The 1,195-nt window shown below is 43.3% G+C and carries 2 protein-coding genes; one reads left to right on the plus strand and one right to left on the minus strand.

The annotated features are described in order from the left end of the window. Window positions 1-699, plus strand: a 699-nt coding sequence (locus ACQR30_RS13315; protein ID WP_429735913.1) for a hypothetical protein, incomplete at its 5' end; no start/stop codon positions are given. 198 nt (window positions 700-897) lie between these two features. Here the strand turns inward: ACQR30_RS13315 and ACQR30_RS13320 are convergent. Next, a partial coding sequence (locus ACQR30_RS13320; protein WP_429735915.1) for a hypothetical protein occupies window positions 898-1,195 on the minus strand: 298 nt, incomplete at its 5' end.

Consider the following 1,195-nt stretch of genomic DNA (forward strand, 5'->3'; position numbering starts at 1 on the left):
CCTATGGGACGTCCTAAGAAGTTGACAAAACGGGATGTTCGTCGGATGAAACGCCATGTTGTCAAAGAAGTTCAGTCCGGTCACAGAGTTATCTCACGTTCGGTTAAGGAAAACTTGGACTTGGATAAGGTGAGTCGATGGACCATTCAAAGAGAACTTACGCGCAATGATGTCCTCTACAAGGTTACCAAGAAGAAACTGCCATTGACAAAGAAGCACAAGAAAGAGAGACTCAACTTTGCAAGACGTCATTTGGAGGCTGGTACCAATTTTGACCGGTGGATTTTTAGCGACGAAAAACGTTTCAATTTGGACGGACCCGACAATTTGGGCTCTTACGGCGCCGAATATGCGCAATTGCACCGAATTAAGCGTCAAATGGGCGGAGGATCAGTCATGGTTTTGGGCGCAATTTCAAGCAAAGGCAATTTGTTAATAAAAGTGAGTTTCTGGAGTTATGTAGTCATTTTTGAAATTTCAAAAGCATATTTTCAGGAAGTTAGCGACCACTACAAGGCTGTCGACTACATTTTGGACCTCCGCACGTCCTTCTCTCCGTGGGCCAGGCGAGAAATGGGTAAGAGAGGATGGACTTGGCAGCAAGATGGATCTCGCGTACATTGGGCACAAGTTGTTCGAGACGGATTCTTTGAAGAGGAAGTTGCTACGACCGAGTGGCCTGCATATACCCCAGATTAGAATCTGATTGAAAAAGGATGGACCGACCTCCACACAAAACAATAACCTCACCGACAAATCAACCACAAGAAGGATTTACTAGCCGAGATCAAGCGTTGCGCCCGTCGGATTGAGCCCAGCACTATTAAGAGCCTCTATGCAAGCATGAACAAGCGTTTGGTGGCCGTTTTGGAAGCAAAAGGAGGCCAGATCGATTGATTATTTGAACCTCGTCCAAACTTTTGCACCAACGATTTTTTGAACTTTATGGACTTCTATAATAAATTTTTTGGTTACATGGAACTTTTTTGAGCGCGTTTTGTTGATAATTGGATCATGTATATACCCTGAAAATTTCAGAAAATTTGGCTTTACGGATTTCCAGATATAGGGGTCGCCCAAACTTTTGCTCCGCAGTGTAAATAAATTATTGGAGTTTAAAAGCGAGTAGAAATTCATAAAATGCTGAAACAACTGGAACAACTTTGCTCGTTCCGCGTTATTTTGAGGATTTGAC

The organism is Arachidicoccus sp. (genome assembly GCF_050436765.1).
Classification (GTDB): domain Bacteria; phylum Bacteroidota; class Bacteroidia; order Chitinophagales; family Chitinophagaceae; genus Arachidicoccus.